The sequence below is a fragment of the Paenibacillus brasilensis genome (genome assembly GCF_009363115.1).
Lineage (GTDB): Bacteria > Bacillota > Bacilli > Paenibacillales > Paenibacillaceae > Paenibacillus > Paenibacillus brasilensis.
This window is the reverse complement of record NZ_CP045298.1, coordinates 360,054-383,184: the sequence shown is the minus strand read 5'-3', so window position 1 is coordinate 383,184 and position 23,131 is coordinate 360,054. Positions and strand designations below refer to the sequence as shown.

The 23,131-nt window shown below is 45.2% G+C and carries 18 protein-coding genes; 17 read left to right on the top strand and 1 reads right to left on the bottom strand.

Going from position 1 to position 23,131, the window contains the following annotated elements; all coding sequences use genetic code 11:
• Positions 1-134: 134 nt before the first annotated feature.
• From typA to GCU48_RS01660, 3 genes are all read left to right on the top strand, one after another.
• A complete protein-coding gene (gene typA, locus GCU48_RS01670) occupies positions 135-1,976 on the top strand; it encodes a translational GTPase TypA (RefSeq protein WP_025719214.1) in 1,842 nt (613 codons plus the stop codon).
• Positions 1,977-2,093: 117 nt separating this feature from the next.
• On the top strand, positions 2,094-3,155 hold the full coding sequence (locus tag GCU48_RS01665; RefSeq protein WP_025719212.1) for an LCP family protein: 1,062 nt from the start codon (positions 2,094-2,096) through the stop codon (positions 3,153-3,155).
• Positions 3,156-3,532: 377 nt separating this feature from the next.
• On the top strand, positions 3,533-4,864 hold the full coding sequence (locus GCU48_RS01660; RefSeq protein WP_025719210.1) for a PhoH family protein: 1,332 nt from the start codon (positions 3,533-3,535) through the stop codon (positions 4,862-4,864).
• Between the two features lie 62 nt (positions 4,865-4,926).
• Here the strand turns inward: GCU48_RS01660 and GCU48_RS01655 are convergent, their stop codons facing one another.
• Positions 4,927-6,006, bottom strand: a complete 1,080-nt coding sequence (locus tag GCU48_RS01655) for a coiled-coil domain-containing protein (RefSeq protein WP_152378827.1) — start codon at positions 6,004-6,006, stop codon at positions 4,927-4,929.
• 296 nt (positions 6,007-6,302) lie between these two features.
• On the opposite strand from GCU48_RS01655, the gene GCU48_RS01650 reads away from it, so the two are divergent.
• From GCU48_RS01650 to GCU48_RS01585, 14 genes are all read left to right on the top strand, one after another.
• Positions 6,303-6,953 (top strand): RsfA family transcriptional regulator, encoded by a 651-nt coding sequence (locus GCU48_RS01650; protein ID WP_152378826.1) that lies wholly within the window; start codon positions 6,303-6,305, stop codon positions 6,951-6,953.
• A gap of 124 nt (positions 6,954-7,077) precedes the next feature.
• Positions 7,078-8,037: a ketopantoate reductase family protein gene (locus tag GCU48_RS01645; RefSeq protein WP_049825218.1), complete on the top strand. Its 960-nt coding sequence runs from the start codon at positions 7,078-7,080 to the stop codon at positions 8,035-8,037.
• A 4-nt stretch (positions 8,038-8,041) separates the two neighbouring features.
• On the top strand, positions 8,042-8,431 hold the full coding sequence (locus GCU48_RS01640; protein WP_025719204.1) for a DUF3397 domain-containing protein: 390 nt from the start codon (positions 8,042-8,044) through the stop codon (positions 8,429-8,431).
• Positions 8,432-8,584: 153 nt separating this feature from the next.
• On the top strand, positions 8,585-10,288 hold the full coding sequence (locus GCU48_RS01635; RefSeq protein ID WP_152378825.1) for a peptide ABC transporter substrate-binding protein: 1,704 nt from the start codon (positions 8,585-8,587) through the stop codon (positions 10,286-10,288).
• A 194-nt stretch (positions 10,289-10,482) separates the two neighbouring features.
• On the top strand, positions 10,483-11,415 hold the full coding sequence (locus tag GCU48_RS01630; protein ID WP_025719200.1) for an ABC transporter permease: 933 nt from the start codon (positions 10,483-10,485) through the stop codon (positions 11,413-11,415).
• A gap of 4 nt (positions 11,416-11,419) precedes the next feature.
• On the top strand, positions 11,420-12,370 hold the full coding sequence (locus GCU48_RS01625) for an ABC transporter permease (protein WP_152378824.1): 951 nt from the start codon (positions 11,420-11,422) through the stop codon (positions 12,368-12,370).
• An 11-nt stretch (positions 12,371-12,381) separates the two neighbouring features.
• Positions 12,382-13,320 (top strand): ABC transporter ATP-binding protein, encoded by a 939-nt coding sequence (locus GCU48_RS01620; protein WP_025719197.1) that lies wholly within the window; start codon positions 12,382-12,384, stop codon positions 13,318-13,320.
• A 121-nt stretch (positions 13,321-13,441) separates the two neighbouring features.
• Positions 13,442-15,073: a bacillithiol biosynthesis cysteine-adding enzyme BshC gene (gene bshC / locus GCU48_RS01615; RefSeq protein ID WP_152378823.1), complete on the top strand. Its 1,632-nt coding sequence runs from the start codon at positions 13,442-13,444 to the stop codon at positions 15,071-15,073.
• A gap of 77 nt (positions 15,074-15,150) precedes the next feature.
• Complete coding sequence (locus GCU48_RS01610) at positions 15,151-16,416, top strand: adenosylhomocysteinase (RefSeq protein WP_152378822.1); 1,266 nt, start codon at positions 15,151-15,153, stop codon at positions 16,414-16,416.
• A 333-nt stretch (positions 16,417-16,749) separates the two neighbouring features.
• Positions 16,750-17,187, top strand: a complete 438-nt coding sequence (gene mraZ / locus GCU48_RS01605; RefSeq protein ID WP_013311099.1) for a division/cell wall cluster transcriptional repressor MraZ — start codon at positions 16,750-16,752, stop codon at positions 17,185-17,187.
• A gap of 17 nt (positions 17,188-17,204) precedes the next feature.
• The gene (gene rsmH, locus GCU48_RS01600; RefSeq protein ID WP_152378821.1) at positions 17,205-18,155 is read left to right on the top strand and encodes a 16S rRNA (cytosine(1402)-N(4))-methyltransferase RsmH; all 951 of its coding nucleotides are present in this window, start codon (positions 17,205-17,207) and stop codon (positions 18,153-18,155) included.
• Positions 18,156-18,179: 24 nt separating this feature from the next.
• On the top strand, positions 18,180-18,560 hold the full coding sequence (locus GCU48_RS01595; protein ID WP_152378820.1) for a type VI secretion system membrane subunit TssM: 381 nt from the start codon (positions 18,180-18,182) through the stop codon (positions 18,558-18,560).
• Positions 18,561-18,741: 181 nt separating this feature from the next.
• Positions 18,742-21,102, top strand: coding sequence for a penicillin-binding transpeptidase domain-containing protein (locus GCU48_RS01590; protein WP_152378819.1), 2,361 nt, complete (start codon positions 18,742-18,744; stop codon positions 21,100-21,102).
• 83 nt (positions 21,103-21,185) lie between these two features.
• A complete protein-coding gene (locus GCU48_RS01585; RefSeq protein ID WP_152378818.1) occupies positions 21,186-23,102 on the top strand; it encodes a stage V sporulation protein D in 1,917 nt (638 codons plus the stop codon).
• Positions 23,103-23,131 lie beyond the last annotated feature (29 nt).

Sequence of the window (23,131 nt, the reverse complement as noted above, 5' to 3'; positions counted from 1 at the left end):
CTGTCTGTATAAGGCCTAAAACATATAGGAGGCTGGCAGAGAGTGGGCCTGAAGAACGATTGTTAGCCTTGAATCAGCATTACTTCAGGATAGAGACACTATTTTGATATACGGAAAGGATATGGATACAAACCATGCATGCAAGAGAAAACATTCGCAATATTGCGATTATTGCCCACGTCGACCACGGTAAAACGACGCTTGTCGACAAGCTGCTTCAACAGTCTGGAACCTTTAGAGAGCACGAGGCTGTTCAGGAGCGCGCCATGGACTCCAACGATCTGGAGCGTGAACGCGGTATTACGATTTTGGCTAAAAATACAGCTATCACTTACAAAGATTATCTGATTAACATTGTAGATACACCGGGACACGCCGACTTTGGCGGTGAAGTGGAACGGATTATGAAAATGGTTGACGGCGTTTTGCTGGTTGTTGATGCTTATGAAGGCTGCATGCCGCAAACGAAATTCGTACTGCGTAAAGCGCTGGAACAAAATCTGACGCCTATCGTTGTCGTGAACAAAATTGACCGTCCAGCAGCTCGCCCAGCAGAAGTCATTGACGAAGTGCTGGATCTGTTCATCGAGCTGGGTGCGAACGATGAGCAGCTGGAATTCCCTGTTGTGTACGCTTCGGCGCTGAACGGAACTTCAAGTCTGGATGCTGAAAAACAAGACGATAACATGCAGGCATTGTACGAAACCGTTGTAGATCATATTCCAGCTCCAACTGAAAAAGTAGATGAGCCTCTTCAATTCCTCGTAACTCTGATGGACTATAACGAATACCTTGGTCGGATTGCCGTAGGTCGTGTAAACCGCGGTATCATCAAGCAGGGACAAGCGGTTACCGTGATGCAGCGTGACGGCAGCAGCAAATCAGCACGTATTGAGAAGCTGTTCGGCTTCCAAGGTCTGAAACGCATCGAAACCGATCAAGCGGGTGCTGGTGACATTGTGGCGATTGCAGGTATTAAGGATATTAATATCGGTGAAACCATCGCTGATCCGAATCATCCCGAAGCGTTGCCTGTACTGAAAATTGATGAGCCTACGCTGCAAATGACCTTCCTGGTTAACAACAGCCCATTCGCAGGTCGCGATGGTAAGTGGATAACATCCCGTAAATTACGTGAACGTCTTCTGAAAGAGCTTGAAACAGATGTCAGCTTGCGTGTGGATGAAACGGACAGCCCGGACGCTTTCATTGTTTCCGGACGGGGTGAGCTGCATCTGGGTATCCTGATTGAAAACATGCGTCGTGAAGGTTACGAACTGCAAGTGTCCAAACCGGAAGTTATCGTTAAGGAAATTGACGGTAAGAAAATGGAGCCAATCGAGCGTCTCCTCATTGATATTCCGGAAGAAAGCATGGGCGCAGTTATGGAAAGCTTGGGTTCCCGTAAAGCTGAAATGGTTAACATGATCAACAATGGTACCGGACAGGTTCGCTTGGAATTCCTGATTCCTGCTCGTGGTCTGATCGGTTACACTACAAACTTCCTGACATTGACTCGTGGTTACGGCGTAATGAACCATGCATTTGATAACTATGGCCCATATGTTGGTGGTCAAGTTGGTGGTCGTCACCAAGGTGTTCTCATTTCTACCGAAAATGGTTCTTCCACATTTTATGGAATGCTGGGTGTAGAGGATCGCGGTATTTTGTTCCTGGAGCCGGGCACTGAAATTTATGAGGGTATGATCGTTGGGGAACACACACGTGATAACGACATTGTCGTTAACATTTGTAAAGAAAAACAATTGACCAACGTTCGCTCTGCAACAAAAGACGATACAGTTAAACTGAAAACACCTCGTATTTTCTCTTTGGAGCAGGCGCTTGAATATCTGAATGATGATGAGTATTGTGAAATTACACCTAATGCCATTCGTTTGCGTAAAAAGATCCTGAACAAAGGTGAGCGCGAGCGTGCGGAAAAACAACGTAAAACAGCACAAGCAAATGCGTAATTAACTGGATTGGTTTTGGCCACAGCGGCGACGCCCGGGAATGGGATGCGCCGCTGTATGTTTTTTAGGATTATTAACTCGGAGTATTTCTCAAAACGCAGGAAAAGGTGTTGAAGCATGAGTAATCTTTCGAACGGATTGCCTCCCCGGACACAAAGCGGGAAAAAATCCCCCAAACAGAAAAAAACGAAAAAGAAAAAAAGTTTTTTCAGATCGTTTATGAAGTTTGTCTTGTTTCTGCTCATTATAGGTATCTTGGCAGCAGGTGGTTATACCTACTATATTTATAATCAGGTAGAGGAAGTTTTGGATACGGGGATCAACAGAGAAGTACCCCAAACGGAATTGGCAGAAGCCAAGCCTCTGACCATTTTATTGCTCGGAACCGATTACCGCCCTGATCATCCGACGTATTTGTCAGATGTTATTATGGTAGCCACATTGAATCCCAATACTAAATCGTCTACCATCGTATCCTTGCCGCGTGATACACGTCTGGAAATGGACGGATATAAGCCACGCAAGCTGAATGAATATTATCCGGTATTTAAGGCCAGAGAGAAGGAATCTGGTGAGGTTGCTGAAGAGCAAATGAAGAAGATGATCGGCAAATATTTGAATATTAATATTGATTATGTAACGGTTATTAACTTCCAGGGCTTTAGAGATGTTGTGGACAACTTGGGTGGCGTAGATGTTACGGTTGATAAAAACATGTGTTATCGCGATCGTGCAGATGGTACTGATATTAACCTGACTGTTGGAGCCAAGCACTTGGATGGTAAACAGGCTCTTGATTTTGTGCGTTACCGCAAATCGAATTGTCGTCCGAGAACGGCTGAATCTGACGATTTTGATCGCAACCGTCGACAAAACCAGGTTCTTCATTCCCTGATTGACCAAATGCAATCCTTTAATGCTTTGACCAAATTTAGCGCAATTATTAAATCCGTTGATAAAAATATGACGACAGATATCGAGTCACAGCAAATGAAAAATATCGTACAAACCTATTGGAATATTTCCAAGCAAAATGTGAAATATAATCCGGTAGCGGGAACATGGCGCAGTCCTTATGTATATATTGATGAGCAACAGCTCAATGTGGCCAGACAAGCGTTGCAAGATGAATTGGCAAAAAAATCAAGTGATAATACTGCGACTTCTTCCAATTCCTGAGTATGTATCTTTCTTCCCTCTTATGTTATACTCGCAGCGAGTAAAAGCACTTATATGACATAAGGGGGTTGAAGTATGTCTGAATGTGTTGTGTACCAAGTATGCCGTTTGGATATGGGCAACTGTTTGGAATCAAATATCGTCCCTTGTTTCTGTGTGGAAATGAGAGGAATAAGTTAGGTCCAGTGATGATCACTGGGCCTTTTGTGTTTATCTTGAGGTGTACAGGCTCTGAGACTACGCTGAACTGCAAGCTTTTCGCTGCTTCTTACTCCTGAGGGGGTCTTTTTTCAGGGAATCAGCAAGTATTGGGGCACCTGTGAATAGGTATAGGTATGAAACACGAGATTGTCCACGCCGCTTTGGAGGGGATTTAAATGAAGAAAATTTTTGTGCTGGATACGAATGTGCTATTGCATGATCCGAAAGCCATTTTTACCTTCAAAGAACATGAGGTTGTTATTCCAGCTGTTGTTCTGGAAGAAATCGACTCCAAAAAACGCAACGCGGATGAGATTGGACGTAATGCCCGCAATGTATCACGATTGTTGGACGGGTTGAGAGAAGTAGGTCATCTGCATAGTGGTGTTCCACTTCCCCAAGGTGGAAGGCTTAAGGTGGAGTTAAACCATCGAAGTTTTTTGAAAGTTCAGGAGATGTTTGGGGAAATTTCGAATGATAATCGGATTTTGGCAGTCGCCTTGAACTATCATCTGGAAGAGCAGGAGCAGACTGAACCGCGTTCGGTCGTATTGGTCAGTAAAGACGTACTGGTCAGAATCAAGGCAGATGTGTTGGGACTGCTGACCGAAGATTATTTATCCGATAGAACAGGTGATCTAAGCGAGCTATACCCCGGCTATTCAGCCATCCAGGTGCATCCGTCCATCATAGATGAATTTTACTCCAATCGGTTCTTATCAATCAGATCACTGAATTTACCTTATACGCTGTATCCACATGAATTTGTGATTCTGAAAGATCAAATGGGAACTGGAAAATCGGCTTTATTGAAAGTGAACCAGGATGCAGAGCGATTGGAGCCTTTGTATTTAAGTAATGAGTCGGTGTGGGGAATTAGCGCGCGTAATGCTCAACAGCGGATGGCGTTGGAGCTTTTACTTAATGACGACATTCCGCTTGTGACGATTACCGGGAAAGCGGGTACAGGCAAAACGTTGCTGGCGCTGGCAGCAGGTTTGCTTAAGGTTGAGGATGAGCATCGTTTCAAGAAACTGCTGATTGCCAGGCCGGTTGTTCCTATGGGCAAGGATATCGGGTATTTACCGGGTGAAAAAGATGAAAAGCTTCGCCCATGGATGCAACCGATCTACGATAATCTGGAGTACCTGTTTGATGCCAAAAAATCAGGCGATATTGATAAGATTTTGATGGGCTTGGGCAGCATTCAGGTAGAGGCGCTCACTTATATTCGCGGGCGTTCGATACCAGGACAATTTATTATTATCGACGAGGCTCAGAACCTATCCCGCCATGAAATCAAGACGATTGTGTCTCGGGTAGGTGAGGGAAGCAAAATCATTTTGATGGGCGATCCGGAGCAGATTGATCACCCATATCTGGATGCTGCCAGTAACGGTTTGACCTATGTGGTAGAACGGTTCAAGCAGGAAGGGATTAGCGGGCATATTATGTTGGAAAAAGGAGAACGCTCCAAGCTCGCACAGCTGGCTGCCGATCTGCTATAAGATTCATAGTGTGATACAACATAAAGACCTCGGGAACATCCCGGGGTCTTCTATTATTTGTCTTACTTAAGGCTTAATTCGAGCTTAACCTCAAGTACTCCCGCTATGGTGTGTACCTCTGTGGCCTTTACATATGAAATGAGTTGCTGCGGATAGAAGCCCAGATCAAAATCCTTTTCCAGCTTGTTACGGGTCGTATCCGGTAGTTCCAGCCCATTAAATACTAGATGATCCACATGAAATAAAATTGCATTTTGCGGTTCATTCTCTACGGTATAGTGCCCTTCTACCTTCAATTTCATCGTTCCCTGTTGGCCTTCTACCACAATACGGTCCTGCTTGAAAGAAAAGTTGAAGTGATTGAATAATTCATTTTCAGACTTCAAAAAACGGTTAAAATCTTCCTCGCGAATATTTATCGTAATGGTTTTGCCGTTCGTTATCATGGCTCCTTGCTGTTGCTGAATAAATTGAGGTAGATCCTGCATAGCCTGAGCCAGTGCTTTAAAGTGTCTATTTACCTCATAGACGCCTACATTCTCCCAGTAAGCTGTCATTTCACTGATCAGCTTGCGTAGAGTATCCGGGTCTTTACTAGCGCTAACACCTTCGTTTACTCGCGACTGAAGCATGACAATACGTTTACGCTGCTCCAGTAAGCTTGTTTTGACCGTCTCCAATTCCAACGAGGCCTGAGTGACCTGTTGTTCTGTTTTCCGCATAGTCTGAACATTGGATTCGTATTCCTGAAGAACATCCTGATCGTGACTAATCAATAACAAGTAGTAATCGTACAGGGAGAGAAGCTGTTTTAGATTTTTGGCTCCCAGCACTACACTGAGCAGCTTGTCCCGTTCTCCCATATAATAAGAGCGCAACACAGAACCGGCACGATTTCGTTGCAAGGTCATCTGCTCTTGCTGTGTGATGAGATTACTTCGTAGTTCCTGTTGACGCTGTATAAGAGCTTCTTGTTCCTGGCTGATACGCTCAATTTCATGGTCTATTTCAATAATGGAAAGGCTATCTTGTAAAATCTGATTTGCCTCTTGGGAGGGCGCAGCCAGAATAGGACACACATATGTTGAGGTTAGCATCATAATGATGATCAGCAGGGTACAGCATTTTATTGGTTTGTTCATTTAGTTTCCCCTTTTATGTATTCCCCGAAAGAGACTAATGATAATGTATATGATCCTTTTTCATTCTTTAACATTCATTTATTGTACAGCAGTCGGTGCATGCTTGAAACCCAAAACTGTTTGCGTTCACGTATGAGTTCTTGCAGAAATGGAAATACAATTTAGTATCAAATAGATTCTATGAACTCTACGAGAGGCATAGGAATGAATAAACAGCTTTTATACCCTATTCAAATACCGGCAAGATCGGTTCATGAAGACGGTTATTTCAGGATGTTGTTAGGAGGGCTAGAAGCATGACTGCAATAAGACAAGATGCATGGAGTGCAGAAGATGATTTGATATTGGCGGAGGTGACCTTGCGTCATATCCGGGAAGGCGGTACACAGCTCGCTGCGTTTGAGGAGGTTGGACAAAAAATTGGAAGGACCTCCGCCGCATGCGGCTTCCGTTGGAACAGCTGCGTGCGCAAACGTTATGATGAAGCAATTAGCATTGCCAAGGCTCAGCGCCAAAAACGCAGTTATATCCGCAAGCAGAACCCAGTGGGGGTATCACAGGTGGCGGCCTTTGCCACACTTGAACCGGTCGAAGGGGGATACAGGACGGATGGGATGAATGAGGATACGTTATCCATTGATGCGGTGATTCGCTTTTTGCGTCAATGGAAAGGAACTGTGCAGGAAACTAACCGACAAATTAAAATGCTGGAAAAAGATTTGCGGGAAAAGGAAGAAGAATTGAATCAGCTCCGCTCCATTAATGACCGGCTGTCCAAGGAAGTCAACGAGGTGCAAACCGACTATCGTGTCGTAAATGATGATTATAAAGCCCTGATTCAGATTATGGACCGAGCACGGCGCTTGGCTTTAATCACGGAGGATGAGGATGAGCTTAAATCCAGATTCAAAATGGACGCCAATGGGAATCTGGAGCGCATTGAGTAGCAAGATTACAACAGCAAATTTGTATAAACGTCAACTCGTGCTTTGCCGTAGTTGGCGTTTTTTGTATTTCTTTGGAGTGCATATGATATAGTAGAAAAAAAGATGGAAGCGAGACGATACAAACGTGATTGATATTATTGGAGCGGGTTCGCTGGGATTGTTGTTCGCTGGGAGACTAGCTTCTTCAGGTACCGAAGTGAGATTGTGGACACGAACACTTGAACAGGCACGCATGATTGCTTGTGAAGGAATTACTGTGTTTGACAAAAAAGGGCGTACAGCCGTCCATGTGCCTGGAGATAGATTGCAGGTAGCTCCATTGGCAGATTGGCAACGCTTAAATTCGCATACTGCCGTACAATGGATTTTACTAATGACCAAACAGGGGGGTGTTGACGAAGTATTAAAGCAGATTCTGCCTGTGGCTAAGACGGAAAGAGCAACGGGAATTGTTTGTTTACAGAATGGCATAGGACATATAGAACGGATTAGACGGGCTTGGCCCGAGGCTGTGTTATACCCTGCGGTGACGACCGAAGGAGCCAAGAGGCAGGGAGCCGCATCTGTTGTACATGCCGGAGCGGGTATTACTGAAATTGGCTGGCCTGAGGAACAGGAGAAGGCGCAGGACAGGAATTTCAAACAATACGTGCTAAATCGGCTGCTGGCAGCAGGATTTGATGTTTGCTTGTCGAAAGAAATCGAGAATGGTATGTATCGCAAGTTGCTAATTAATGCCGTGATCAATCCACTAACGGCGATATGGCGAATTCGTAATGGCGAGCTGCTTTCGGACCCTGTTCGTTTACATATGATGCGCAAGCTTTATGATGAAGGCATACAAGTGTATGAAGCACACGGTATTCACTGGGAGAGCGGTTGGTGGGACCAAATTATGAATGTGTGCCAGGCAACGGCAGAAAACCATTCATCCATGCTGGCCGATGTGCTTGCACAGTCCATGACAGAAGTTGCTTCTATTAACGGGCAGCTGGTGCAGATGGCAGAGCTGGCTGGGGTTACTGCACCAACTCATGAGGTATTGTGGCAATTAATTGAAGGCATGCGGCTAAAAGAGGAGTGATCAGTTGAGTATTATACAAGGTACCATTAGCACATTCAGTATTCTTCCCTTTTTTCCGTTTCTGATCGTATTTGTGGTTTGTCGCTACATTCTTAAAATGGAAAAGAAGAAATCGTTGCTTTCATCGATGGATATTACCACAGCTTTTCTAATCCTTTCCGTCGCGGCACTCTTTAACGTCATTTTTACATCTCGTTTCGGTTTTTATCTGATTTTACTTCTTTTATTATTGGCGCTGGGTTTAATTGGGGGTGCCCAAAATCGTCTAAAAGGCAAGGTCGATGGTAAAAGATTATGTAGAGCGGTCTGGAGATTAACTTTTATAGCTATGACATTGGCGTATGCTTTGTTGACTGTTGTTGGTATATTTAAGAATATATTCAATACCATGTGATATAATATGACATAAAAAACTTGAATAATATGAAATAATCATGTTTTTTCGAAAAAAAAGCTCAATTTGAAGAAATGTAATGTAGATTTTTTTGACCGCTGGTTGTATAATCTATAAACATATACCACTTTAGAACTAGGGGGAAAACGCTAGATGAAAAGGAAAAGCTTTTTAGTCCTTTTGACACTCGTTCTTGCAGTTGGCGCACTGCTCGCAGGTTGTGGCTCCGCCAAGAACGATACCAATGGTAAGGGCGCACAAGAAAATGCATCAACTACGCCGGCTCCGGCCGACAAACAAAATTTGCGCATTAACCTTTCTTCCGAACCGCCAACCTTCGATCCGGCACAAGCTCAGGATAGTCAAACTAACACGGTTCTGAAAACTTTGTATGAAGGTCTCGTACGTATGGGTCCTGATGGCAAAGAAATCCCTGGCGTAGCTGAGTCTTGGAAAATTTCCGATGACGGCAAAACCTATACGTTCAAGCTTCGTGATAATGCAAAATGGAGCAATGGCGACCCAGTCAAAGCAAGTGACTTCGTATTTGCTTGGCAACGGGTATTGGATCCTTCTACAGCCCCTGCACCTCCATATGCTTACCAATTGTATTATATTAAAAATGCTGAGGGCTACAACCTGAGCACTTCGAAATCCTTTAAAGGCACTAAAATTACAGACTTCAAAGATGTAGGTGTCAAAGCAGTTGATGACCATACATTGCAAGTAGAGCTGGATCACCCAACTCCTTACTTCCTGGGATTGACTTCTTTTTACACCTTCTACCCTGTACATCCTTCTGTTAAAGGAAATGATAAGTGGGCTGTTCAGAAAGATAGCATGATTACTAACGGACCTTTCACATTAACGACTTGGGACAGCGGTCAAAAGATCGAAGTGACCAAGAGCGAAAACTATTGGGGTAAAGACCAAATCAAACTGAACAAAATCACGATGTCCCTGGTAAACAGCGGCGCAACAGAGCTGGCTTCTTACAGAAGTGGACAACTTGATTATGCTGGTTTGCCAAACGGTGAAATTCCTACTGACCAAATTCCGGCTGTGAAAAAAGAATTGCCGAACGAATTTCAGGCAAAAGGGATTGCAAGTACGTATTACTATTTGTTTAATGTAACTGAAAAACCATTTAACAATGTTAAAATCCGTAAAGCGTTTGCGATGGCTATTCAACGCCAACCAATCGTTGAAAGAGTAACATTGGGCGGTCAAATTCCTGCATACGGCTTTGTACCTCCAGGTATCAAAGGAGTATCTCAAGAATTCCGTACTGAGCATAAAGACGATTACTTCAAAGAAGACTTTACTGAAGCGAAAAAATTGCTTCAAGAAGGTATGAAAGAAGAAGGGATAACTTCACTTCCTCCGGTAACTTTTCTGTATAACTCTTTAGAAAGTCACCAAAAGATTGCTTTGGCAATTGCTGACATGTGGAAGAAAAACCTTGGTGTGGACGTTAAAATCCAAAATCAAGAGTGGGGCGTATTTATCCAAACACGTAACAAGTTGAATTTCCAAATCGCTCGTGGTGGTTGGACTGCAGACTATAATGATCCGATGACATTCTTGGATATGTGGACAACAGGCAACACTAACAACAATGCGGGTTACGCTAACCCTGCATACGATGCTTTGATTCAAGCTGCTAAGACAGAAACTGATCCAGCAAAACGCATGGAAGATTTTGCGAAAGCGGAGAAAATTCTGGTTCAAGATGATATGGTAATGCTTCCGATCTACTACTATACAAATCCTTCTTTAACGAAACCGAATGTAAAAGGCATCGCACTTGACTTTAGTGGATCAATTGATTTCACAAGAGCGTATATTACACAGTAACTAAGCTCCATTCTGAAGTTTGATAGTTACTTCGGGATATTTATGTGGACTAGCCATATATATCCCGTTTTTTTTTTTGTGTCCTAGTCTTTTCCATCATCATGTAACCATGCAAATAAGTAGGTTGGACAGTCCAATTCTATTTCGATAAAAATCGAATGGTGTCGAAAAATTATGGGGGGTGTAAACGGGCAATGACACGTTATTTGATTAGTAAATTTTTCTACATGCTGCTATCTTTGTTCATTCTGATCTCTGCGACGTTTTTTCTCATGAAAGCAATTCCAGGTAACCCCTTCATGAGTGAAAAAGCGACTTCTCCTGAGATTCAAGCCCGGTTAATGGAGCAATATGGGCTGGATAAGCCTGTATATGTCCAATATTTTAAATACTTAGGTGATATTGCTTCAGGTGATTTTGGTATTTCCATGAAAAAGCTGAATCAAAGTGTAACTGACATTATCGGGCAAACTTTCACGGTTTCGCTTAAATTAGGTTTTGTTGCTATAATCGTGTCGATTATTGTCGGTATCTTGCTAGGTATGCTAGCTGCGCTATACCATCGCAGGCTAATTGATAACATAGCGATGATCTTGGCAATTATGGGGATTGCGGTTCCCAGCTTTGTCCTGGCGTCTCTGATTCAGTATTATTTCGCTCAGAATTTGGGTTGGTTTAATGTTATGGGATTTGATGGTCCACTGGACTATGTCCTGCCTGTAGCTGCGTTGTCAGCTCAGCCGATTGCGTTTATCGCTAGATTGACACGCTCCAGCATGCTTGAAGTGCTTCATGCAGACTACATCAAGACTGCCAAAGCTAAAGGCTTGCAGCCTGTTACGATTATGTTTAAGCATGTAGTGCGGAATGCCATCTTGCCGGTCGTTACCTATGTTGGTCCAATGACTGCAAATATCATTACCGGTTCAGTTGTTATTGAACGGATTTTCGGAATCGGCGGTATTGGTAAGGTTTTTGTGGATAGTATTACAACCCGTGATTATACGATGATTATGGGAGTAACTATTTTTTACGGTATCCTATTGATGGTAGCGCGTTTTATTACAGATATTGCATATGGATTTATTGATCCGCGGATTAAGCTTACTGGCGGGAAGGAGGGATAACTTTATGTCTGTGAAAGATAATGCTGTGAACTTGGAAAAGCTTCAGGTAAAACCGGAAGACTTTCAGAGAATCGGAGCGGATGAAAAGCAGTTTGAAGTTATTCAGCGTGAAAGCTTATCCGCTTGGCGTGATGCTTGGGAACGGCTTCGTAAAAACAAACTGGCAATGACAAGCCTAAGCATTCTGTTTCTTATTGTACTTGGTTCGATAGTTGGTCCGATTCTTTCGCCATACGATGACCACACGAATGATTTGTTGAGCACCAATCTTCCTCCTTCGGCGGAGCATTGGTTCGGAACAGATGATCTGGGTCGTGATATGTTTGTCCGTACTTGGATGGGCGCTCAGATTTCCTTGATTATTGGTTTGGCAGCAGCAATGATTGATTTGCTGATTGGTGTTATTTATGGTGGAATTATGGGTTACTTTGGTGGCCGCGTTGATGAAATCATGAATAAATTTTCTGAAATCTTGTATTCCATTCCTTACTTGCTGGTTACAATCCTGTTGCTCGTTGTGCTGGAGCCAAGTATTACCACCATTATTATTGCGCTCTGTGTAACGGGGTGGATTAACATGTCGTGGATTGTACGCGGTGAGATGCTACAACTTAAAAACCGGGAATTTGTTCTTGCTTCCCGTTCAATGGGTGCTAGTGCAGGCCGCTTGCTGTTCCGTCATTTGCTGCCTAATGCCGTGGGACCAATCATTGTCACATTGACTTTGACAGTTCCAAGTGCTATTTTTTCCGAGGCATTCCTGAGCTTCCTTGGATTAGGGGTACAGGCTCCTCAGGCGTCACTGGGTTCAATGATTGAATCAGCTCTGACAGGATGGATGTACTATCCATGGCGTATGCTTTTCCCGGCAGGCTTGATCAGTTTGATTATGCTTGCGTTCAACCTTTTTGGCGATGGCTTGCGTGATGCGCTTGATCCGAAGCTGAAGAAATAGGAGGTGAGATCATGGTGAGTAGCAACAATTTAATTGAGGTAGAAGGTCTTAAAAAGTATTTTAATGTTGGCAAAAACCGTGTGCTCAAAGCGGTGGACAACCTGAATTTCTATATTCGCGAAGGTGAAACACTTGGTATGGTAGGCGAATCCGGTTGTGGTAAATCTACAGCGGGTCGTACCATTCTGCGCTTATATGAACCTACAGCAGGTAGCGTACGTTTTAACGGTACAGATATTTACAAATTATCACCGAGTAAAATGAAAGCCATGCGCCGCGATATGCAAATGATCTTCCAAGATCCATATGCATCCTTGAACCCGCGCTTTACGGTTTCTGATATCATCGGCGAGGCATTGGATATTCATCATATGGCAGGTAGCCGTGCAGAACGTAAAAAACGAATTGAAGAGTTGTTGGATCTGGTTGGTTTGAACCCGGACCATGCAACCCGCTATCCGCATGAGTTCTCTGGTGGACAACGTCAACGGATCGGTATTGCCCGCGCGCTGGCGGTTAATCCGAAATTCATTATTTGTGATGAGCCGATTTCAGCTCTTGATGTGTCCATTCAGGCTCAGGTTGTCAACCTGTTAAAAGAACTTCAAGAACGTTTGGGTTTGACATACCTGTTTATTGCGCATGATCTGTCGATGGTCAAGCACATCAGTGACCGGGTAGCAGTAATGTACATGGGTAGAATGGTTGAGCTTGCTGAAAGTTCTGAATTGTATGCCAACCCGATTCATCCATATACAAAAATGCTTTTGTCGGCGATTCCACTTCCTGATCCGGAAGTTGAAGCCAACAAAAAACGGATTATTATGCCTGGCGATCAAGCTGGCCCGATTCATGATGCATCTGGCAATAAAACAGGGGCTTATAACTTGGAAAATGCCACGTTGATCGAAGTGTCCAAGGGACATTTTGTAGCTGAGCCTTACGCCTGATCCTGCTTCACACACGAACCGCCGAGTTGCTCGGCGGTTTTTTTATAGGAAGCTTTGACGCGGAGAGGGGCTTTCGGTACAATCAAGCAGTAAGGCTTTGGTGAAGACAGGAGGCAGACCCATGAAAATTATCCCTGAAACGCTTCGCGGAGGGTCGGCTTTAGCAGAGGATTATACACAGGGTACAGGGCGCGCGCGCGATTTGTATGAGTACGATGTTCTGCATGCCGATGCATATGCCCAACGGGCGAAGTGGCTGGATGAGACGGAGCATCTGCGATTAAGCCGTAAGGAAGTCGTAGCATGTCTTCGTATATACAATGAGCAATACAATTCGTATGAGGCAGTTCAGGCTTCATTGGATCGTCTGGAAAATCCAGACGCCTTAGTTGTAGTTGGCGGACAACAGAGCGGACTGTTCACAGGTCCGATGCTGGTCATTTACAAAGCGGTCACGATCATTAAGGCGGCCAGGGAAGCAGAGGAGAAGCTTGGACGTCCGGTCATTCCCGTCTTTTGGGTTGCTGGTGAAGATCATGACTGGGATGAGGTCAATCATACATACGTACTGGCAAATGACCCGCAAGCAGTCAAAATCAAGCTGAAAAAGCAGCCTGTCCGCCGTTCCTCGGTCAGTGACATTAAAGTGGACGCTGTAGAGTGGAAGCAAGTAATGGCGGATATAGAGCAAAACTTGCCTGATTCAGAGCATAAGGCTGATATTTTGCGTATGATTGAGCACGGCTTGACGGATTCATATGGACTAAGTGAGGCCTTTGCCAAGCTGCTGGGCCTTTTATTTGGCCATTATGGATTAGTGCTGCTGGATTCAGCGGATCCTTCGCTGCGCAAGCTGGAAGCATCTGTTTTTCGTCGGTTGGTTCAGCACAATGATGAGCTGGAGCAGGCTTACCAGACGGCCGCTGCGCGAATCGTGGATTACGGCTATCATTTACAAGCGGATGTACACGAAGATGGCGCGAATCTTTTTTATATCCATGAAGATGAACGTTTGCTGCTTTTCAAGCAAGGTGGACTATTCACGGATCGGCGCGGCCTGGTAGCCTTTACAATGGAAGAACTGCTTGAGGAGATAGAACTACACTCGGAACGTTTTAGTAATAATGTACTAACCCGTCCTCTGATGCAGGATTCATTGTTTCCAGTGCTGGCATCTGTACTGGGCCTAGGAGAAATTGCCTACTGGGCGATTACCCGGGACGCTTTCGGGGTTTTAGAGATGCAGATGCCAATACTGCTGCCCCGAATGTCCTTTACGTTGGTAGAGCCGGGTGTAGAAAAGTATATGGTTAAGCACGAATTAAGTTTTGGACAGGTTAGGGACGGGCTTGAGGAGCCGAAGAAACAATGGCTTGCAGCCCAAGATCAGCTTGGAATTCAGGATCAGTTTTCCGGGGTGAAAGAAGCCTTTGCCCGTCTATACGAGCCGCTTGTACAGCAGACAGGTTTGATTGAAAAAGGTTTGCTTCGGCTTGGAGAAACCAACAGCAAGAAAATCTTGGGACAGATCGCTTATCTGGAGACAAAAGTCCAGGAGGCGCTCCTTCGACAAAATGAAACGGCACTTCGTCAGTGGGATCGTATCGAGTGGTCGCTTTTTCCATTTGGTCAGCCACAGGAGCGGGTGTACACAGTTTATCATTTTCTTAACCGTCACGGTCTTAGTCTCATTGATACGATTATGAACATACCAACGGATCTGAAGGGTACGCATCGCGTGATTTATTTATAATTTACGTGTGATTTTTTACGTATCGCATGATTTTACCGTGTTAACGATCCAACCTATATTAAGGAGGAAACAACGTAATGACTTCCCATTCCCTGCAAAACAGCATTATTCACGATCTTAAACTGGCCCCTGAAGGTCATCTGAAAATTGATTGGGTGGAAGCCCATATGCCGGTATTGAACCGGATACGTCAACAGTTCGAGCAGGAGCAGCCTTTTGCAGGTCTGAAGGTAACTATCTGCCTGCACCTGGAGGCTAAAACAGCTTATTTGGCTAAAGTAGTACAGGCAGGTGGAGCGCAGGTCACAATTACCGGTAGTAATCCATTGTCCACACAAGATGATGTTTGCGCGGCATTGGTTGAAGATGGGATTACAGTCTTGGCTAAATACAATCCGGAGCCAGAAGAGTTCAAAAGTTTGCAAATTAAGGCGCTCGAAACGAAGCCGGATCTCATTATTGATGATGGTGGTGATCTTGTCACTCTGTTGCAATCCGAACGGCCTGATCTGATTTCTACCATCCGTGGGGGAGCAGAGGAGACAACAACAGGGATTATTCGTTTGAAGGCATTGGAAAAGGAAGGACAGCTTCACTTTCCAATGGTGGCCGTGAATGATGCATACTGCAAATATTTGTTCGACAACCGCTACGGTACAGGACAGTCAGCTTTCGACGGCATTATTCGTACAACGAACCTGGTTGTGGCAGGCAGTACAGTAGTTGTAGTAGGCTATGGCTGGTGTGGCAAAGGGGTTGCAATGCGAGCAAAAGGCCTAGGAGCCAATGTTGTTGTAACTGAAGTTGATCCAATCAAGGCAGTAGAGGCCCATATGGATGGATTCCATGTATTGCCAATGGTAGAAGCAGCTAAGCTTGGCGACTTCTTTATTACAGTCACTGGAAACAAAGCTGTAATTACAGGGGAGCACTTTGATGTTATGAAAGATGGGGCTGTGCTGTGCAACGCAGGGCATTTTGATGTTGAAGTTAGTAAGCCTGAGCTTGCCAAACGCTCTGAGTCCATTCGGACGGTCCGTCGCAACATTGAGGAGTATCGCTTTAAAGATGGACGGAAAATGTATTTGCTGGCAGAGGGACGTCTAGTGAATTTGGCTGCCGCGGATGGTCACCCTGCAGAGATTATGGATACTACATTTGCGCTTCAGGCGCTTGGCTTGAAATATGTGAATGATCGTTACAACGAGTTGGGCAAAGCTGTTATTAATGTACCTTATGGAATTGATGAGCAAGTTGCCCGCTTCAAGCTCGATAGCTTGGGAATCAAGATTGATGCTTTAACAGAAGAACAAAAAATCTATCTGGACAGCTGGAACGCGTAATTAGAGCATTTGCAGTCGCAATGCTGGCTGTAAGGCATTCAGCATTTAAACCAGATGCTTGTATAGGTTGACATTTGGATTGGAGATTAAGCCCTTTATTTCATGTTGTTTCGAAACCTGATGCATATTGTCGGGGATTCGGCTTCATGGAGTAAGGGGCTTTTTGGCATCTTGTGGCGGAGGGCTACAATAACAGACACAATCGTATTGATCTGTCGTTTATCACTTTTTAGTAATGAAAAAGAGGTCTTTGATTTTTTAAAGCGAATCTATTATGCTTAGGTGGTGGAAAGTGGGCCAAAGTGGGAGAATGGGTAAGGGGTGACGAAACCAATGTTTATGGGGGAGTTCCAACATAGCATTGATGAGAAAGGTCGGCTTACAGTTCCGGCCAAGTTTCGTGAACTTCTCGGCGCCTCGTTCGTGGTTACCCGCGGGCTGGACCAATGCCTCTTCGTGTATCCCATGGACGAGTGGGCTGTCATGGAGAAAAAATTGAAAGCACTGCCTCTGATGAAAGCTGATGCACGGGCATTTACCCGATTTTTTTTCTCGGGAGCGACTGAATGCGAATTGGACAAACAGGGCAGGGTAAATTTACCGGGAAATTTGTGCGAATACGCCAAGCTTACTAAAGAGTGCGTCGTATTGGGAGTGTCCACCCGGGTAGAGATTTGGAGCAAGCACACTTGGGAGCAATATTTCAACCAATCAGAAGAAGCATTTAACGACATTGCTGAGAAATTGGTTGATTTCAACTTTGAATTGTAATTTAGGAGGTCAGTCGTTTGTTTCACCACATTACCGTACTCAAGGAAGAAGCAACAGAGGCACTGAACATCAGGCAGGACGGGATCTATGTGGACTGCACGCTGGGAGGGGCAGGACACAGTTCCGTCATTGCGTCACAGCTCGGCCCTGAGGGGAGGCTCATCGCCTTTGATCAGGACGATTGGGCATTGAACAATGCGCGTGAGAAGCTGTCGGCCTATCAAGGAAAGATTTCATTAGTGAAATCCAACTTCCGCCACCTGCAGGACAAGCTGGCCGAACTGGGATTGCCCGAAAAAGACGGCATCCCGCAGGTCCAAGGCATACTATTCGATCTGGGCGTATCCTCTCCACAGTTCGATGAGGGGGAACGGGGATTCAGCTACAACCATGATGCACCGCTTGATATGCGGATGGATCAGAGTAGCTCGCTTACGGCTTACGAAATTGTCAATGAATGGCCGGAAGCGGAGATTGCGCGTATCCTGTTTCAATACGGAGAAGAGAAGTTCTCACGGCGGATCGCGAAGATCATGATTGAACGTCGAATGAACAAGCCTATTCATACAACGGGGGAACTTGTCGAAATTATCAAAGAAGGAATTCCGGCTGCGGCACGCAGAACCGGGGGACATCCGGCTAAACGCAGCTTTCAGGCTTTGCGGATTGCTGTGAATGATGAGCTCCGTGCACTGGAAGATACTTTGCATCAGGCAATAAAATGTCTGGCTCCAGGGGGCAGAATTTCGGTTATTACGTTTCATTCCTTGGAAGACCGGATATGCAAACATATTTTCAAAGAGTATTTGGCGAAAAGCATCTATCCGTCTGATTTACCTATTTTGGATGACAAAATGGTAGGCGATCTAAAGCTGGTGAATCGTAAGCCGATTGTGGCATCAGAGCAGGAATTGGAGCTTAATCCACGGTCCCGGTCGGCCAAGCTGAGAGTTGCCGAAAAATTGTAAATTTAATGGAGAAGGAGAGGCGACATGGCTTATACACGGGGTAATTTGGCTGTAAAAGAAAGAGCCCGTCAGGAACAGGTTCAGCAACAACGGTATCGTGAGACGACCAAAGTTGTTACACGCCGCAGAGAGCTGCCGATTCGGGAAAAGCTGCTGTATCTGTTGACACTTGTAGCGTGCATTGTCATTGCTGGTATGTTGATCGGCAGGTACGCTCACATTTATCAAATTAATTATGCGATTAATACGGCCAGCAAGGACATCTCCAAATTACAGACCAATATCGCCCAACTGAAGATTCAAAAGGAACGGCTCGAAAATCAGATTGTACCAACTGCAAAGCAACAGGGATATATCGAGCCAACAAAAGAGCCCATTCATGTGGAAAAGCAGGCTGCCAAATAGTTCAGCATTTTGCATAATTTGATTCCCAACGCTCGTAAGTACAATATATAGACGAACTAAACCGTTTCGAGCTATATATTGCTGAATTGAAAACGCTCTTGGGATTTATGCAAAATGCTCATTTAAGAGCAGAGCATCAAGCTATGCTCTAATGTACATTTTTTGCAGAGAGGTTTGAGCTATGGTTAAGAGAATAAAGCTTCGCACACTGCTGATAGGGGGATGTATTACCCTCTTTTTTCTTATTCTGCTGCTAAAGGTATTTTGGATTCAGGTTGTAAGCGGGGAATATTGGCATAAACAGGTAGTTGAGCAGGTGGAAAAAGATCAGGTGATTCTGCCGAAGCGCGGAACCATTACGGACCGTAAAGGAAACGTATTGGCAACGGATGCACCTGCTTATACGGTAGTGGTCAATCCGAGTATCATTCAGGAATTTGATTTGGAAAATGAGGTTGTAGCTAAACTGCATCAATTACTTAAAACGCCTGAGGATGAGTTGAGAAAACATCTTTCGGCTAAGGACAGCAAGGGGAACTACTTAGTAAATCGCGAGATCCGTAATGGTGGCTGGAAGGCAGATCCTGAGGTCAAGGCACAGGTGGATACGTTCAAAAAATATTTGAAGGATAAGTATGGAGTGATTGGGGCTGTGGACACGGCTCAGGAGTCCAAACGCTATTATCCCGAAAATAAACTGGCTTCTCATGTCCTGGGCTACCAACGAAAAGACGGTACAGCAGGCATGGGGCTGGAAGCTTATTATAATAAAGAGCTGTCAGGTACGGCTGGCAAGCTTCTTTATCAGCGCGATCTGAAGGGTGTCCCTCTTCAGGGATCGGAAAGTATCTATGATCCGGCACAAAATGGAAAAAATTTGAGGCTGACGATTGATGATACGATTCAGTATTATATAGAGGATGCCATGCAGGAAGCTATTGCAACCTACAATCCGAAAACGATGACTGTTGTAGCGGCAGATCCCCAAACGATGGATGTTCTCGGCATGGCGAGTTATCCTAATTTTAATCCCAATACATATGGGAGTGCACCATTGGAATCTTTTCGTAATAATGCTACTCAGTCTATCTACGAGCCGGGTTCTACGTTTAAGATTGTAACCTTGGCTGCTGCGGTTCAAGAAAAGGTATTTAATCCGAATGAAACCTATCATTCCGGCATAGTTAGGGTCGGAGGCTGGGATATTCGCGACGTGAGTCGTAACTGGGGAACGTTAACCTATCTCCAAGGTGTCAAGCGTTCAAGTAACGTCGGTTTCGTCCATCTGGGGCTGGATAAGCTGGGCGGCGAAAAACTCAAAAAATATATTAATAACTTTGGATTTGGTGTGAAAACAGGTATTGATCTTCCGAGTGAGTCTGCAGGAGCTATTACATTCCACACCCAATATAAATCCGAAGTCGCAACAGCTTCCTTTGGACATGGACGTGTTCAGGTGACACCAATCCAGCAGGTAGCTGCGATTTCGGCCATTGCTAATGGGGGGAAACTAATGCAGCCTCATCTAGTGAAGGAAATTGTGAATCCAGATACGGGCGAAGTGCAGACGATTCAACCGAAGGAAGTTCGTCAGGTGATTTCGAAGGAATCGGCAGTCCAGACAAGTAGCTATCTGGAGCAGGTCGTATCTGACCAGGAAATTGGTACAGGACGCCTTGCTTATATTGACGGATACCGTGTGGCTGGTAAAACAGGTACAGCGACGAAAGTCGTCGGCAAAGTATACGACCATTCGAAGGATGTCGTGTCCTTTATTGGATTTGCACCGGTAAATGATCCGAAAATAGCTGTATTGGTCGTTATGGACGAACCTAACAAATCGGTAGGCGGTGGTACGGCAGCGGCGCCTGTATTTAAAAAAATCGTATCCCAGTCACTGCAATATATGGGAGTTCCCAAAACAGGAACCAAAGCGAGTAAATCAGATGGCTCTGCTGTGAGAACGGTCGATTTGCCCACGGTACCACAATTAACCGGTCAGGTGAAAAAGGATGCACAAAACGCATTGCTCAAACAGGGAATTGCCTATGAAACGGTCGGCAAAGGCTCCAGAATCGTTCGCCAGTATCCTGAGGCAGGCGTCAAAATGAAGCCGGGACAGCGCATTTATTTGCTAACCGAGGATAGTGCCAACATGACCATTCCTGACTTTACTGGTGTTTCATTGCGGGACACACTTCAGGTTTTGACGCTTATGAAGGTTGGTGTTCAGGTGAGTGGCGAAGGTTATGTTGTCTCTCAAAAGGCACAAATGGTGAATGGCAAGCGGATCGTCAGTGTGAAGCTCCAGCCGGCCAAGGAAACTGTAACCGGGGTGATCCCGGGGGAAACAGCGGACTCAACCACAGATGTTGCTGCGAACCAATCAGGCAGTGAAGCGAGAACAGATGCCAATCTCAAAACTGACACTGATACGGATACTGCTGCGAATGCAGGTACAAGCGTCAGATCTACCAATGGAGGAATCTCTGCTATAGCAGATAAAAAAAGTGCTGCCGCCATTAAAGGCAAGGATAATTGATAGCTTGTTCTAACGTCCGTTTTTTTGAATATTCATGAGGTAAGACATGTCATGAGTATCTGGAGGAACGGAGGGGAGCACGTTTGAAAAAATCTAACGTGATCATGCGGCGCAGGTTGGTATGGGGGCTGCTGGGATTGCTTGTACTTTTCATCGCCTTGTCGATCCGGCTCGCCTATGTTCAATTGGGTAAAGGAGGCGAGCTCTCGGCCAAGGCTGAGGAATCGTGGCGCCGCAATATTCCTTTTGCCGCCAAGCGTGGCGAAATTTTGGATCGGCAGGGCACGGCACTGGCCTATAATGTCAGCTCGCCAACAGTCATGGCGATACCCGTACAAATTAAGGAGCCGGAGGAAACGGCACGCAAGCTGGCGCCCTTGCTGAATATGAGCGAGGATAAAGTGCTCAAGCTGATTACCAAACGAACTGCAAGCCAAAAACTTCAGCCCGGCGGACGGAAAATTACGATGGAGAAAGCGCAGCAAATTCGTGATTTGAAGCTGCCGGGTATCGTTGTTGCTGAAGATAACAAACGATATTATCCTTATGGTGATCTAGCAGCTCATATTCTTGGATTTACGGGAATTGATAATCAAGGACTGACAGGCGTAGAGAAGCAGCAAAACAGCAAGCTTCGGGGGATTGACGGAAGCATTGCGTATTTATCCGATGCAGGTGGACGGTTGATGCCCGGTTCCTCTGAAAAGTACATTGAACCGAAGGATGGTCTGAATTTACAGTTGACCATTGATAAGTCTGTGCAGTCCATTATGGAACGGGAGCTTGATCAGGCCATGGTTAAGTTTCAGGCTAACTCAGCATTATCCATAGCGATGAATCCCAAGACGGGTGAGATTTTGGGCATGGCTGGACGACCAAGCTATGAGCCAGCTCTATACAAGCAATATGCGCCTGAAATTTACAATCGGAATTTGCCGATCTGGATGACGTACGAACCTGGTTCTACATTTAAAATCATAACATTGGCCGCTGCGCTGGAAGAAAAGAAAGTGGATCTCAAAAATGATCGTTTTTTTGATCCGGGATATATTGAAGTCGGCGGAGCGCGTCTGCGCTGTTGGAAAAAAGGCGGTCATGGCAGCGAGACTTTTCTTCAGGTAGTGGAAAATTCTTGCAATCCTGGTTTTGTAACTCTAGGGCAGCGTTTAGGTAAAGAAACACTGTTCAAGTACATTCGCAATTTCGGCTTTGGCAGCAAAACGGGCATCGACATGATTGGGGAGGGGAATAGTATTTTGTTTAAACTTCCCCAGGTTGGGCCGGTAGAGCTGGCGACAACTGCCTTTGGTCAAGGGGTTTCTGTCACTCCGATCCAGCAGGTGACGGCGGTATCCGCCGCTATTAATGGTGGCAACCTTTATAAACCTCACATTACAAAGGGCTGGATTCAGCCAGGAACAGGCAAGGTGCTGGAAAAAGTAGAGCCGGAGCTAGTGCGAAGGGTTGTTTCAGAGGATACCTCCCGACAAGTGAGGGAAGCGCTGGAGAGCGTCGTTGCCAAAGGCACAGGTCGTCCTGCCTTTATTGAGGGCTACCGGGTGGGTGGTAAAACAGGTACAGCGCAGAAGGTAATTAATGGACGTTACTCTTCCTCGGAGCATATTGTATCTTTTATCGGTTTTGCTCCTGCGGATGATCCGCAGATTGTTGTTTACACCGCTGTTGATAACCCGAAAGGCATTCAATTCGGCGGGGTAGTTGCTGCGCCAATTGTACAAAAAATTTTAAAGGATGCGCTGATTGCTTTGAAGGTCCCACCTCGCACCAATCAAATCGCCAAAGAGTACAAGTACGGAGAAAATCCGATTGAAACAGTACCTGATCTGGTAGGTGCCGGCGTGGCTGATTTGTACGAAGATATGAATATGAACTTTATGCTTGTAAAATCCGGGTCAGGCAAGAAGGTTGTCAGTCAGGCACCAAAGCCGGGCTCCAGATTGGAACGAGGATCAACGATCCGTATTTATATGGGGGATTGATAGGTTCCTTATTTACCATACTATGAATA

Bases quoted from the DNA above. Each gene is read 5' to 3' on its own strand.
- typA (WP_025719214.1), top strand. From the start codon at position 135: ATGCATGCAAGAGAAAACATTCGCAATATTGCGATTATTGCCCACGTC.
- GCU48_RS01595 (WP_152378820.1), top strand. From the start codon at position 18,180: ATGGCTTATACACGGGGTAATTTGGCTGTAAAAGAAAGAGCCCGTCAG.
- GCU48_RS01655 (WP_152378827.1), bottom strand. From the start codon at position 6,006: ATGAACAAACCAATAAAATGCTGTACCCTGCTGATCATCATTATGATG.
- GCU48_RS01610 (WP_152378822.1), top strand. From the start codon at position 15,151: ATGACTTCCCATTCCCTGCAAAACAGCATTATTCACGATCTTAAACTG.
- GCU48_RS01630 (WP_025719200.1), top strand. From the start codon at position 10,483: ATGACACGTTATTTGATTAGTAAATTTTTCTACATGCTGCTATCTTTG.
- GCU48_RS01660 (WP_025719210.1), top strand. From the start codon at position 3,533: ATGAAGAAAATTTTTGTGCTGGATACGAATGTGCTATTGCATGATCCG.
- GCU48_RS01665 (WP_025719212.1), top strand. From the start codon at position 2,094: ATGAGTAATCTTTCGAACGGATTGCCTCCCCGGACACAAAGCGGGAAA.
- GCU48_RS01635 (WP_152378825.1), top strand. From the start codon at position 8,585: ATGAAAAGGAAAAGCTTTTTAGTCCTTTTGACACTCGTTCTTGCAGTT.
- GCU48_RS01620 (WP_025719197.1), top strand. From the start codon at position 12,382: ATGGTGAGTAGCAACAATTTAATTGAGGTAGAAGGTCTTAAAAAGTAT.
- GCU48_RS01590 (WP_152378819.1), top strand. From the start codon at position 18,742: ATGGTTAAGAGAATAAAGCTTCGCACACTGCTGATAGGGGGATGTATT.
- bshC (WP_152378823.1), top strand. From the start codon at position 13,442: ATGAAAATTATCCCTGAAACGCTTCGCGGAGGGTCGGCTTTAGCAGAG.
- GCU48_RS01650 (WP_152378826.1), top strand. From the start codon at position 6,303: ATGACTGCAATAAGACAAGATGCATGGAGTGCAGAAGATGATTTGATA.
- mraZ (WP_013311099.1), top strand. From the start codon at position 16,750: ATGTTTATGGGGGAGTTCCAACATAGCATTGATGAGAAAGGTCGGCTT.
- GCU48_RS01625 (WP_152378824.1), top strand. From the start codon at position 11,420: ATGTCTGTGAAAGATAATGCTGTGAACTTGGAAAAGCTTCAGGTAAAA.